The 12,901-nt window shown below is 42.7% G+C and carries 12 protein-coding genes; 5 read left to right on the forward strand and 7 right to left on the reverse strand.

The window, feature by feature from the left end:
* Window positions 1-146: 146 nt before the first annotated feature.
* Entirely contained in the window at window positions 147-1,214 is a 1,068-nt protein-coding gene (locus AC5590_RS06405) for a DNA cytosine methyltransferase (protein ID WP_169268374.1), read from the forward strand.
* A 22-nt stretch (window positions 1,215-1,236) separates the two neighbouring features.
* Here AC5590_RS06405 and AC5590_RS06410 read toward each other — a convergent pair whose 3' ends face one another.
* Window positions 1,237-1,461 (reverse strand): DUF4926 domain-containing protein, encoded by a 225-nt coding sequence (locus tag AC5590_RS06410; RefSeq protein ID WP_169268375.1) that lies wholly within the window; start codon window positions 1,459-1,461, stop codon window positions 1,237-1,239.
* On the reverse strand, window positions 1,458-1,760 hold the full coding sequence (locus AC5590_RS06415) for a DUF6883 domain-containing protein (RefSeq protein ID WP_339379358.1): 303 nt from the start codon (window positions 1,758-1,760) through the stop codon (window positions 1,458-1,460). The genes AC5590_RS06410 and AC5590_RS06415 overlap by 4 nt, the downstream gene beginning before the upstream one ends.
* A gap of 276 nt (window positions 1,761-2,036) precedes the next feature.
* Here AC5590_RS06415 and lysS point away from each other — a divergent pair, with 276 nt between their 5' ends.
* Window positions 2,037-3,560: a lysine--tRNA ligase gene (lysS, locus tag AC5590_RS06420; protein ID WP_169268376.1), complete on the forward strand. Its 1,524-nt coding sequence runs from the start codon at window positions 2,037-2,039 to the stop codon at window positions 3,558-3,560.
* 112 nt (window positions 3,561-3,672) lie between these two features.
* Here the strand turns inward: lysS and AC5590_RS06425 are convergent, their stop codons facing one another.
* Window positions 3,673-4,290 (reverse strand): superoxide dismutase, encoded by a 618-nt coding sequence (locus tag AC5590_RS06425; protein ID WP_169268377.1) that lies wholly within the window; start codon window positions 4,288-4,290, stop codon window positions 3,673-3,675.
* 54 nt (window positions 4,291-4,344) lie between these two features.
* On the opposite strand from AC5590_RS06425, the gene AC5590_RS06430 reads away from it, so the two are divergent.
* Window positions 4,345-4,632: a hypothetical protein gene (locus tag AC5590_RS06430; RefSeq protein ID WP_169268378.1), complete on the forward strand. Its 288-nt coding sequence runs from the start codon at window positions 4,345-4,347 to the stop codon at window positions 4,630-4,632.
* 309 nt (window positions 4,633-4,941) lie between these two features.
* Here AC5590_RS06430 and fldA read toward each other — a convergent pair whose 3' ends face one another.
* Window positions 4,942-5,454 carry a flavodoxin FldA gene (gene fldA / locus AC5590_RS06435; protein ID WP_169268379.1) on the reverse strand — a complete coding sequence of 171 codons (513 nt, stop codon included), beginning with the start codon at window positions 5,452-5,454 and terminating at the stop codon, window positions 4,942-4,944.
* Between the two features lie 24 nt (window positions 5,455-5,478).
* On the opposite strand from fldA, the gene AC5590_RS06440 reads away from it, so the two are divergent.
* On the forward strand, window positions 5,479-5,670 hold the full coding sequence (locus AC5590_RS06440; protein WP_169268380.1) for a hypothetical protein: 192 nt from the start codon (window positions 5,479-5,481) through the stop codon (window positions 5,668-5,670).
* Window positions 5,671-7,052: 1,382 nt separating this feature from the next.
* Here the strand turns inward: AC5590_RS06440 and AC5590_RS06445 are convergent.
* Window positions 7,053-8,093 (reverse strand): class I fructose-bisphosphate aldolase, encoded by a 1,041-nt coding sequence (locus AC5590_RS06445; protein ID WP_169268381.1) that lies wholly within the window; start codon window positions 8,091-8,093, stop codon window positions 7,053-7,055.
* A gap of 441 nt (window positions 8,094-8,534) precedes the next feature.
* Between AC5590_RS06445 and AC5590_RS06450 the strand changes: the two genes are divergently transcribed.
* On the forward strand, window positions 8,535-8,981 hold the full coding sequence (locus AC5590_RS06450; RefSeq protein ID WP_169268382.1) for a Tery_1686 family protein: 447 nt from the start codon (window positions 8,535-8,537) through the stop codon (window positions 8,979-8,981).
* Window positions 8,982-9,404: 423 nt separating this feature from the next.
* Here AC5590_RS06450 and AC5590_RS06455 read toward each other — a convergent pair whose 3' ends face one another.
* Complete coding sequence (locus AC5590_RS06455) at window positions 9,405-10,718, reverse strand: CO2 hydration protein (protein ID WP_169268383.1); 1,314 nt, start codon at window positions 10,716-10,718, stop codon at window positions 9,405-9,407.
* A gap of 317 nt (window positions 10,719-11,035) precedes the next feature.
* The gene (locus AC5590_RS06460; protein ID WP_169268384.1) at window positions 11,036-12,538 is read right to left on the reverse strand and encodes an NADH-quinone oxidoreductase subunit M; all 1,503 of its coding nucleotides are present in this window, start codon (window positions 12,536-12,538) and stop codon (window positions 11,036-11,038) included.
* Between the last annotated feature and the right edge of the window lie 363 nt (window positions 12,539-12,901).

The raw sequence follows: 12,901 nt of genomic DNA on the forward strand, positions 1-12,901 counted from the left end.
CAGATGCCAAGTGAGGGAAACCCTCATCAAGCACTGGTCTCACCAAATCAAACCGGATTCCTATATATTTATAGCAGATTTACTTAAAGCAATTAAAACAAATGTTTATATATAAAATTAAAAATAAATTGATGGAATGAAAAAATATGAATATAGTATCTCTATTTTCAGGTTGTGGAGGTTTAGATTTAGGCTTTGAGCAAGCTGGATTTAAGACAGTCTGGGCAAACGAATATGATAAGTCAATTTGGGATACTTATGAACTTAATCATCCAGATGTCAAACTAGATAAAAGAGATATCAGAGCTATTGAACCTGATGATATACCTGACTGCATAGGTATCATTGGTGGTCCTCCTTGCCAAAGTTGGAGTGAAGCTGGTGCAGGACGAGGAATAGATGATAGCAGAGGTCAGTTATTTTATGATTACATTAGAATTATCAGAGAAAAAAAACCTCTTTTTTTTCTAGCTGAAAATGTCAGTGGGATTTTAGCCCAAAAGCATAACAAAGCTTTTACAAATATTTTATATCAATTTAAAGATGCTGGATATGAAGTAACTTCTAAATTGCTCAATGCTTGCAATTATGGAGTACCGCAAGATAGAAAACGGGTAATTCTTATAGGGTATAGAGAGGAGATGGGGGGAATCTTTGAATTTCCCTTGGAAAGCAATCACATTTTAACTCTTAGAGATGCTATCTACGATCTAAGTGATATTGAACCGACACCAGTAGCAGGAGAGGTATCTAAAACTCATCCATTAGTACCTAATCATGAATATATGGAAGGTAGCTTTTCTAGCATTTATATGTCAAGAAATAGAGTCAGAACCTGGGATGAGCCATCTTTTACAATTCAAGCAGGTGGTAGACATGCTCCGATACATCCTCAAGCACAAAAAATGATTTGGGTTGAGAAAGACAAATGGATTTTTGATCCTAATTCATTCAAACCATACAGGAGATTATCTGTTAGAGAATGTGCCAGAATTCAAACTTTTCCAGATAATTTTATTTTCAAATACAACAATCTACTTGATGGATATAAAATGGTTGGAAATGCTGTACCTGTATTACTAGCCAAAGAACTTGCCAGTAAAATAATTATAGATATAAAGCAGTACCAAAATTTTGGCGTCTGTCATAAGTTGCGTCGTCACAAATATCCTACACAACTTACATTATTTGAACCCAGTTCTTCTTTCGCCTGAGACTTAATTTTATGCAATACCATCAATTGATCACTCGTGCATGAGCAATTTCTCTATTACCAATGGAACGAACTTGTGCAGCCAATAGTGAAACAATTGCCACAGTTTCTCCATTCAAGGTGAGAAATTCCACTTCATATCCCTTACCACCTTGATGTACCAAAACAACTGTACCTATATCACCTTGTTCTAACCCGTACTCTGAAATATCAGTTGTTATAATAACTCTATCAAGTTCTGCAATCATTTTTCTGACCTTTTCAGTGGATAAGCAGTCACAAACTTAGGAATATTGTCTCCTGTTTCAAGAAACCAGACAGAACGAAGCAAAGGATTTCTATTATCTGGTGATAGCAGTATACCTTCTACAACATAACGTGTTCCAAATGGTGAATCTTCTAGCTTTGTAACATCGTTGTTAGCAACATGGTTCAGTAATGCAGTGGCAAGAGTTTCGCACTCATTCACTGTAAAACCAAACGCAGTGAAAAATTTTTCTTTACTGCGTCCATCTGGGTGAGTAGGCGACAACAGATACTCAGTGATTTTTCGTTATGGTATAACCGCCAATTCATGGTTCGGCAGTTTCAATTGTTTTCTCCTACTCTCTTAGCTCTAGTTTATCCTCAAGTATAAGGTTAGGTATGCAATCTTGACGCTCTCACGGCTAAAAGCCGATAGGTTCAAAGCTAAGCCCAAAGCGCACTGTGGTTTGATGAACATCGGCAGACGCAATCTGACCAGTTTATCGTCTGGCAAAACTACAGCTATTCTTACAATTACATACAATAATGAAATCTTGCCCTATTTAGTTCGTCAACCATGTCGGAAGAAGATATCCGTGCTACGCGGCTAGAAAAAGTAGAACAGCTAAGGCAATTGGGGATGAACCCCTATGCCTACCATTGGGAATCCAGCCATCACGCGGCTCAATTGCAGGAAAAATATGCTGATTTGCCTAACGGTGAAGAAGTTGATTTATACGTGACGGTGGCTGGACGCATTATAGCGCGTCGTGTTTTCGGTAAATTGGCTTTCTTCACTTTGGAAGATGAAACCGGTACAATTCAGCTTTATTTGGAAAAAAACCGCATTCAACAAAGCATGGCAGATGTTGATGCTGATGCTTTCAATCACCTCAAGCAACTCACAGATGTCGGCGATATCTTGGGAGTGAGTGGGACAATTAAACGGACTGAAAAGGGCGAGCTATCTGTTTTTGTCACAAAATACACGATTCTCACAAAATCTCTTTTGCCCTTGCCTGATAAATGGCATGGGTTGACGGATGTTGCTAAGCGATACCGTCAGCGTTACGTTGACTTGATAGTAAACCCTGAAGTCCGCCAAACTTTTCGCCGTCGCGCTCTCATTACTGCTGGTATTCGTCGTTACTTGGAACAGCGTGATTTTATTGAAATTGAAACTCCTGTTTTCCAAAAAGAAGCGGGTGGTGCAGACGCGCGTCCCTTCATTACGTACCACAACACTCTAGAGATGAAGCTGTATCTGCGAATTGAGACAGAACTCCATCTTAAGCGCTTGATTGTCGGTGGGTTTGAAAAGGTGTTTGAACTGGGGCGGATTTTCCGCAATGAGGGAATATCAACTCGTCACAACCCTGAATTTACCACAATTGAAATTTACCAAGCTTATGCCGATTACAACGATATGATGGCGCTGACGGAAGGTATAATTACCACCGTTGCCAAAGAAGTTCTCGGCACGCTGCAAATCTCCTACCAAGGTACACCAGTGGATTTGACTCCCCCTTGGCGACGCGCGACAATGAACGATTTGGTGAAGGAATACACAGGTTTGGATTTCAACTCGTTTCAAACTTTGGAAGAGGCAAAAGTAGCTAGTAAAAATGCTGGTCTTGAAAATGTAGAAGATTGCCCTTCAATTGGCAAGCTGTTAAATGAAGGATTCGAGCAAAAAGTAGAGGAAAACCTGATTCAGCCTACCTTTGTTACCGATTTTCCTGTGGAAATTTCACCACTGGCAAAGCCGCACCGTTCTAAACCTGGTTTAGTGGAACGATTTGAGTTATATGCTGTTGGGCGGGAAACTGCCAACAGTTTCTCAGAGTTGACTGATCCTATCGACCAAAGACAACGTTTAGAAGCGCAAGTCGCACAAAAAGCCGGTGGTGATTTGGAAGCGCAAGTGGATGAAGACTTCTTGACGGCGTTGGAATATGGTATGCCTCCCACAGGTGGGTTAGGAATTGGAATTGACAGGTTAGTGATGTTATTAACAGACTGCGCTAGTATTCGAGATGCGATCGCATTCCCATTACTCAAACCTGAAAAATCCGAATCATCCCCAGAATCAGATACATAGCCACAAGGTGCGTTAGGGAAAAGCCTAACGCACCTTCTTAAAGCGATACTAATGCAAGAAGGCAGGAGGGATTATCTATAATCCTGCTGATATTTCATGCAAAACGCGATTTTTAAGCGCTAGTTGCTATATTATACCGTTCGTTCACCGCATTCCAGTTAACGGTATTCCACCACTGTTTGAGATATTCTGGGCGACGGTTCTGATAGGTGAGATAGTAGGCGTGTTCCCAAACATCGTTACATAAAATGGGGTAATGTCCCTCTGACCAAGGACAATCCTGATTAGGCAAACTGACGATCTCAAATTTATTGTCGGTTGTTCGCACCAGCCAGACAAATCCACTACCAAAGTGCTTTGCACCTGCATCATTGAACTGAGTTTTGAAGTTCTCGAAGTCGCCAAAGACTTCATTAATAAGAGTAGCGATCGCTCCGGTTGGTTCACCACCTGCATTAGGACCCATAATTGTCCAGAAGATCGAGTGATTAAAGTGTCCACCACCATTATTGCGAACCGCGTTACGAACACCTTCAGGCAATGTATTAAGATTCCGAATTAAATCATCAATGCTTTGATTGTGTAGATCTGGATGCTTTTCTAAAGCTGTATTGAGATTCTTAACATAACCACCATGATGAAAGCCGTGGTGAATCCCCATCGTTTGAGCATCAATGTATGGTTCTAGAGCATTTTCAGAATAGGGTAATGGTTGTAGTTCAAAAGCCATGAGTTTTCTCCTCGTTTAATAATTAAAGCGATGCATTTGAGAGAGTGGCAACCTGTGAAAAGTTCGCTACGAGTCCTATGCCGCTTGATTTTTCATAGACAAGAATGGACAACCCTATTACGAGTACTCGTTGTGCGCTCCACGATTAATCCTGGAGGCAACCAAATCAAGCAGTTTACTAGAAGTAATTCTCAATCCCAGCAGAAAATCCTACTTGATTTGGCGAGGGTTGTCCATTTTTGCCCTTTGGGTTTGCCCAACCCAAAGGGCAGGCGCTCGTCGCAAAGCGTCCCGCCCAAAGGAATACGCCAACGCAAAGCTCAACGGGACGCACTCAATTGAATCGAGGCGTTTGAGTCGAGTTACACGACTAAACAAAAGCAGCACAAACCGTCCACAGAAAGTTAATTAGCAAGACTAATAAAACTAGTGGACATAGAGACGCTCCTAAAATTAGCACTACATCCGTCAAAAAGGTCTGTGGCATTAGTTATCTCCGAAATTCGGACTTCATCAGCGCTATCGTTACCATGTTTGCATCAATCGCACCTGTTCATGGTATGCGTTGAGCATAAAGCAATGACACCAAACCCACCGATGCAGTGCTCGGATATCTCACAACGCCTTAATGGCTTATATTTCAGAGGAACCTTACAAGCTAAACTCTCCTTTCAACTGACTTACCCACTTTTTGACGCGCTGATCCGTCAGGTCAGATTGATTATCTTCATCCAACGCCAAGCCCACAAACTTGCCATCTTTGACGGCTTTAGACTCCTCGAATTCATAACCCTCTGTAGGCCACTGTCCAACCGTTTTGCCACCGAGTTCTGAAATCTTTTCCTCTAAAATGCCTATTGCATCCTGAAAGTTCTCAGCATAGCCAACTTGATCGCCTGGTCCAAAGTAAGCCACCTTTTTACCATTAAAGTCAATCTCGTCTAGGTCTTCGTAGAAGCCTTCCCAACTGCCCTCCAATTCACCAACGTTCCAGGTTGGGCAACCAACAATGATATTTTCATACCCCTCAAAGTCGTCCGTACCAGCATCGGCAATATCATGCAGTGTTACAACGCTATCACCGCCAAACTCTTTTTGAATCGACTCTGCAATGTTTTGAGTGTTTCCGGTTTGAGTTCCATAAAATAAACCAATCTTCGACATTTTTGCTCCTTAACAGTGTTTGTTTTGGCTTTTAATTTTGCTTTGTTCGTGTTCTGTCTACCCCAGGCTTGTTCAGTAGCGATCGCCCAAGCCGCGCGCCCTACGCCCGAGGCACAAAGTGCCTCTCCTGAACTTCGTTCAGGGAACCAAGCGTTGCAAGAGCGTGTCCGCAGGACTCAGCTTGGTTGGGCGTATACGGGCGATCGCTTGTTTTAACCCCACTGCAATCTAGGTGTAGTTCGTTGATAGGTTGTAATCTTTGCTCCTGCGTTGGCTACAACACATCGGCTGTAGTACTTCGTCAAAGAGCTTGATTTAGTGTGAGCGCAGCGAGACCGGAGGTCTTCCCAGCGCTGCCCAGACGGTGAGACAGCGCTACAGGAGGGTCTGTGCTCTCACCGCGACTGCGTAAGCGTAAGCGCACGCCCAGTGGGCAAATGCGTAGCGTCTGTGTACCCTTCGGGCGCACTCCACAACAAAACGCGCAACGCACAGAACGGGCAATCGTATAACGGCCCTTGCGTTTTGTGCAGGTTTTCCTATCGACTCAGAGGATGACAAGAGTCTTTAGTTGCATTGGGTGGAGAGCGCCCATCTCCATAAAATGGCAATTTAAATACACAAGTGATGGTATTTTCCATCAAACCTCCGCAGGAATTGCAGTAAATTTCTCCTAAATTATGACTATTATGGAAGCACCAGCCTCATTATTGCAATTATCTGTAAATAAATCTAGGATCTATTGTCAGTAGATTGAAAACTTTTGTCACCGAACCCAAGAATGAGGGTTCCAGCCGATATTTCTGAAATTGACCAAGAAGGGGTGTAAGGGTGTGGGGCAGAAAGAAGAAGTAGGGAGCACCGGAGCACTCCTTGTAGGGAGAAAAAGAATTTACGTGGATCAATCAGTCCTCTCTCATGCACCTTGCCCCCTTTCGCTGGTGCTTCTTCTCCCTGCAATCAGTTCATGCGAACGTATTTATTCGTGGGGTTTTCTCCCCCACTACAACCGCTCCCTTCTCAGGCGTGTTTCTTCTTCACCATTCTCCGTTACTCCCACCAAGAAGTGCTCCAGAGCTTCTTTTTGTCAATACCAAGAGTCAATATATTATTTTTGTAATAGAAAAAATACATAAAAACAAATATAAAAGACATCTTGGAGGTTAGATTAGGGATTAGAAATATCAATAGCTTCAATTTATGAATTGGAAGATTTATCATATAAATTCTCAATAAATATGAATTCACTAGTACATAACGGCGTAAATAAACCACCCCTTCGGGTTCGGCAGTTCCTCATGGGGAGCCAGTACTTGATGAGGGTCTCCCGACCTAGGTATCTGGCGTTGGGAACCCCCAAGACCGGACTGCCGAACCATTCCAAATCGATGAAACGCTTACGCTATATCCTAATCATCCCCAGAATCAGATACATAGCCAAAAGGTACGTTATGGCAAAGCCATAACGCACCTTCTTAAATTGAATATTGCGACACCAAGCCTTCTATGGTGCAGGGCGAGGGGGCGAAGAAGCTAACTGCACTTTAATACACAAGTGATGGTATTTTCCATCAAACCTCCGCAGGAATTGCAGTGAATTAGACTAACGCAGGTGTTTTCTCCATTTCCACGTTGTACTTACCAAGACTTGCAGCACCATTCAACTTTGCCCGATGAAAAAGCAGCTGTTGTGCGGCTTTGGTATTGTCATCGTTTCCGCGCCAGTGCTCTAGAGCGGGTTGCTGAATCGCACGAGCATATGAGAAAGTCACAGGCCACGGACACTTTGCACCATACTTGAGATTCATCGTATTTAGGTGTGCGGTTGAGTTTTCATTCGTTTGTCCACCAGACAGGAATGCCACACCCGCAACTGTTGCAGGTACATTGTTGAGCAAGCATTGGATCGTCATTTGGGCCACTTGATCTACTGTTGATTGAGTAGAACAATTTAATCCTGCGATCACCATGCTGGGCTTGAGAATCATTTGATCGAATGCCACTTTGTTCAACCGCAGTTGAGTGAATACGGCTTGCAAGGTTTGATCGGTAAGTTCATAGCATCGCTCAATTGTATGATCGCCATCAATCAGCACTTCTGGTTCTACAATCGGCACCAATCCCCCCTCTTGACACAGTGCTGCATACCGAGCAAGGGCATGGGCATTCGCTTCAATACAAGTACGGCTGGGAATGCCGTTACCGATGGTAATCACCGCTCGCCACTTCGCAAATCGCGCACCCATTTTATAGTACTCAGCAATGCGCTCGCGCAATCCATCAAGTCCCTCTGTGACTTTCTCTCCAGCACACCCTGACAAATCTTTTGCTCCTGCATCTACTTTGATGCCTACAATGATGCCTGCCTCCTGCATCACCTGGGTAAAGGGTTTACCTGAGAGTGTAGATTGACCAATTGTTTCATCATACAGAATCGCACCACTAATAAACTCACCCAAGTTAGGAGTCGTCAAAATTAGTTCCCGGTAAGCACGTCGGCGATCCTCTGTGGGTTGAATCCCCAGTTTCTCAAACCGCTTGTTACAGGTGCCATTACTTTCATCCATTGCCAGAATACCCTTACCAGGAGCAACCATAGCTTGGGCTGTGGCTCTCAATTCCTTGGCGTAAGTGCTCATGTCAATTTCTCCTAAATTATGACTATTATGGAACCAGTAGCAATATTATTGCAATTTATTTTAAATAAGTCTATGATTTGTTTTAGTTAGATTTTGTCGTTGTTCTGGTCTCGGGTCAGAGTTTATGTATTATTTTTGTCCTAATGTAAGTACACAAAAGCAAATCTAAGAGGATGTTTTAGAAGTATTGTTTTAAATACATGGAGCTTCAAAATCCCCCGAAACTCTCCTTAAGAAAGGTGTCCTTACAAGACTCTCTTAAAAAAGGGAAAACGGTGATATACGATCAAGTTATGTACGAAATAACACTAAAAAAATATCCTTTCCGAGAGATCTTGGAGGTTGTATCAGAGATGAAAAATATCAATAACTTTAATCTTTGGATAGAAATATCTATAATAAAAATTCTCAATAAATCTGAGTTCACTAGGAGTGCAAACCTTGAATGCTGCTGAACAAGGCAACAGCGTTGAAATAGTCAGTAAAATTGCTGCTGTTGTCAATCTCTTTAGATCCCAGTTTCCTGATAGTTCGGCTGATCTAAGCCCATGGTTAAAGAATTCAGAAACCGAAAAATTTGATGATCCGCATTCGGTGGATCTTGCATTTCACTTTTATAAACGCAGTTTCCTTTGCCAAAGCTATAGTATTTTGATGCAAATCCGACTATCCAAAGAGGCACAAATTCAGACACAACGAGTTGTGGGAGTGGAACTGTCTGGACATGACTACATGGGGCAGTTGTGGCGATTTGCAACCACAGGATCTTGGGAATTTTGGGGTGTTACGCCACCTTTGCCAGAAGCTCAAGAGAAATTGAGACAGATTTGTCACCAGATTTTCAATCTATTTGATCAAGCGACCAAGAGCAGCGTCACTGAGTTATGAGCCAAAAACCTTAAATGGCATAGCTTGAGGAGAGAGTTTTAAGGTTTTTGCACAAGACAGGAATAAGAACTCATCAATCAGACTTGACAAAATTCGTAGATTACGGTATAGGGAGTATCTTGCTCCCTATTTTATTTAGTTCCGCTAAAAGACTCATGCCATAATGGTATAGCAGGGAGCAGGCTGGGAATTGTCCCGTGGTTTCCGTGTTTTCTCATTAGTTGATGTCCTAATCTACCTGGCAACTGCTATACTTCATTTGGTGGTAGTCTTTTCGCGGATAAAAACGAAAATCCGTCCAAAGGATATCACATGATTAGTTTTGTGAGCGCACTACAAATCACCGTTCTGGATCGTGGTAAGTGGCGAAAGCCCCCGCGCTATGCCCGAAGGGGCACGCTGCGCGAACAGCCGGGGGTTAGCTTACCTATAATCCTGACTCTGAATATCCCGCAGACGAGCAGCATTACGAATACCATACTCAGGACGAGTAAAACGATTTAACTGAGTTTCAAAAAAGTCCCGATTTGCTTGTAAATGTTCGGGATTTTCGTCATCTAAAGGATGTAAAAGTGCTGTTCGTAATGCTTGAATCACTGCAGAAGTGACGCAGTACATTGAACGTTGGAAACTCACTCCCAACTGAATCAACGTATCTTCTTCGCCTCGGCAATAATTCTTGTAGTAATCAACAAGATAAGGTGGCAAGAAATGCAACATATCTTGCATGAGCAGTGTTGGTGGAATACCTGCGGTACCTACAGGAAAGACATCTGCATAAAGAATTCCGTAGTGAAAGTCTTTTTGATCTGTTGGCACTTGTCCTGCTTGAGCATTATAAGATTTTGTACCCCGGAAGGGAGCAGTACGGTAAAAAACAGCTTCCACATAAGGTAATGCAGCTTCGTGAAGCCAGACAAAGCCTTTAGATTTGGGAACGATTTCGTAGCATTCGCCACGGATGTAAACGTTATGATAAATAGGACGACTTGCGACTGCAAGAATTCCATTCACCAAGAAATTCATCGCCTCTGGGACACTCGTAATTTTCCCTTCGTCATATAAGTCTGACATTTCAAAAAACACGGGAGCCATGATTTCCCAGAACAAACCCAGATTAGCATAGTAAGACATCTGACGACACTGTTCTATAAACATATCTGGGAACAGTTTGTAGAGTCCCAACATGAATGGGTTACCTTTGAAGTAAGCTTTGATTGCCCTATCGGCATTCACTTTGTATTCTTCAGTATCCAGATAAGGGTCAAATTTTCCACCCATTCCTCTATGCCAAAGCATTGCTCGCATACAAGCTTCGGCAAATTCCATGTTAATTCGATCATGGAATAAGTGATGCAATAATTTAGGCATTTTGAAGGTTTCACCCTTTTGCATAAATGCTAAGAGTTCCGGATGAGCAGTCGCCTCACCGCGCCAAACTCTCAACTCAGCATCATCACCAGCATAATGATTGTGACGTTCTAAATACTCCTGAGAAATGAAGTATTTAAAAAAGGGAAATGGATCTATAAATACCTGCTCAGCAATATATAATAAGTCGCGCCAGTAAAAGTCCATCGGTACTGCATAAGCTTTGTAAAGACCGATGATTTGCATTAAGTTTTCTGGCGTGTCGGGCAACATTGCACCACCTGCTTCTAAGCGATGAATCACTTCTGCAAATTCATGGCTGGAAGGTGGTAATTTGGCTTCGGTTTTGTTTGGAGTTTGTACCATTTTTATTTCCTCTTCATCAAGGCTTGGGCAAGATTATGAAAAACGAACCGCCTAGACGCGCAGCGGTGAGACAGCGCGAATGACGGCTTTCCCGACCTAGGCGACTGCGTTCGCGTAGCGTGCGCTTTGCGCTTACCCGAAGGGCTTCCCGCAGGGTAGGACGCCTTAGCGTAGCGTGCGCCCTATGCGCCAAGGGCGCAAAGGAATAAGAGTTTGAGAGAGTTCTTGCGTAAGTCCTATTTATACAATAGACTTTTGCAAGAAACACCATGAACGACGTTTATAACAAGGGACAAAAGTAGACTTTCAAAGGAAGTTTATTGATCGAGAGCGACTTGAGTCGTTACGGTTTTTTCAATAGGAGGAATAGCCGCAACTATTGCTGTACTTGTTGGTTCACTCCAACGCACTAACCAACTCGGTTGTACTCCCAAAAACAAGATGAGGACAGCTAAGATAAAAGCTGGTATTTTCTCAGACCATAAAACTTTAGGATAATAAGCTAAGTCGTTGTCAAGTTTGCCAAAACAGGTACGGTTAAGCAGGATGACAAAGTAGACTGCGGTTAAGCCACTGGCGACGACACACAATAGTGTTGGTATAGGAAAAACGGAGAAACTGCCTTGAAACACGATAAATTCAGCAATAAATCCTGTCATACCAGGAATACCAGCACTTGCCATACCTCCTAAAATGAGTAAAGCACTCGTTAGGGGTAATCCGCGTATAGGACTCATTAAGCCATTGAGTTTATCCAATTCACGGGTTCCGACTTTGGCTTCTACAACTCCTATAAGATGGAAGAGGATGGCGAGGATAATACCGTGGCTGAACATTTGGGCGATCGCACCAATCAATGCTAAAGAAGTACTAGCTGCTGCTGCTAACAATATATAGCCCATGTGCCCAATGGAACTATATGCAACCATGCGCTTGATATCTTTTTGAGCGATCGCAGTCACTGCCCCGTATATAGCACTAATTGCCCCCCAAGTTGCTAAACTGGGTGCAAGAATACTCCAAGCTTCAGGAAACAGCGCCATCCCAAATCGCAAAACGCCATAAGTTCCTAACTTTGCCAGCACTCCACCAAGAAGAATCGCAATCGGGGCTGAGGCTTCAACGTAAGCATCTGGTAACCAAGTGTGTAAGGGAACTAGGGGAATTTTGATTCCAAACCCTAGTACGATTCCTACAAGTAGAATGATTTGCAGTGTTGTTGATAAGGCTTGAGTTGAGAGTGTATTGTAATCAAAACTCGTTGAACCACTGAGCCAAACTGTACCCAGAAATGTTGCTAGAATTAATGCTCCTGAAACAGCGGTGTAAATTAGGAACTTCATAGCCGCATAAGTCCGCTTTTCACCTCCCCATATGGAAATTAGGAGATAGAAAGGTATTAATTCTAGTTCGTAGAACAGGAAGAAGAGTAATAAATTCTGCGCTGCAAATGCGCCTGCAACTCCTGCACTGACTAATAAGATAAGGGAATAAAAAAGTCGGGGACGTTCTGTCTGTTGGCTGCTGCTGTAAATAGCAATCCAGGTGAGCAAACTATTTAATAGCAGCATTACTATGGAAAGTCCATCAACCCCGAGTTGGTAACTTAAACCAAGGGTTTCATTCCAAGGTAAGTATTCCTGCAACTGCATTCCAGGAAGTGAGATATCAAATTTAAACAGGAGGAAGATATTCCAAAGAAGAACTAATCCAGTAACGGTTAGGGCTGTTAAACGAATGTTTATTGCTGGAATGGTACGAGGTAGTAAACTAATGACGGCGGCTCCTAAAATAGGTAGCCAAATTAAGATACTGAGCATAGATTGGTTAGTGATGTAATTAAAGAAAAGAGTAAAAAACCGCTTCAGATGCAGACAACGCAGAGGAAGGGAGAAGAGAGAGGAATTTTTAGTTATCTTTTTATCAGTTAACAGTTAACAGTTATCAGTGTGGTGTCTTCTTGTTCATTGTTCATTGTTTTTTATGAAATTTATAATTGGTGTTTTTTGATGTCATGAAAAATCAAAGTCTAAAGTTTTTGAAAACGCAGATGACAGCGGTTTTATGTAAGGTGGGCATTGCTCACCAAGATCTCAAATGTCTATCACATAAGTTTTTCCGAGCAATGCCCAACGCCCTTCGGGTTCGCCAGTCGCCTACGGAGGGAGACCCTCCTGCAGCGC

The organism is Brasilonema octagenarum UFV-OR1, assembly GCF_963888615.1.
In the GTDB taxonomy this organism is placed as follows: domain Bacteria; phylum Cyanobacteriota; class Cyanobacteriia; order Cyanobacteriales; family Nostocaceae; genus Brasilonema; species Brasilonema sennae.